At 72.0% G+C, this 236-nt stretch carries 1 protein-coding gene; it reads left to right on the top strand.

Annotation, left to right across the window (positions count from 1 at the left end):
* Positions 1-236, top strand: a 236-nt coding sequence (locus R0J87_RS24690) for a hypothetical protein (RefSeq protein WP_498889674.1), incomplete at both ends; no start/stop codon positions are given.

Raw genomic sequence — 236 nt, 5'->3', positions numbered from 1 at the left:
CCATCGTGGTGTCGACCTGCGCGGCCTTCACGCTCGTGCTGCTCGTGCGGGCGGGGGAGTCCCGACCCGCCGAGACGGATGGGGTCGCGCAGCGCGCCCGTCGGCGGCTCCGGAAGGCGGAGGCGCAGAACGACCACGGCTGGTCGATTCTCGAGGTGCGTCTGGACGACCCCGCCGACCTCCGCGAGGCGATGTCGGGCTCGGAGTTCGCACGCATCGTCGATCGCTTCCACGAC

The sequence above is a fragment of the Halomonas sp. SIMBA_159 genome (genome assembly GCF_046536035.1).
In the GTDB taxonomy this organism is placed as follows: domain Bacteria; phylum Pseudomonadota; class Gammaproteobacteria; order Pseudomonadales; family Halomonadaceae; genus Vreelandella; species Vreelandella venusta_A.
The sequence above is the reverse complement of the archived record's forward strand: the minus strand, read 5'-3'. Positions and strand labels throughout refer to the sequence as shown.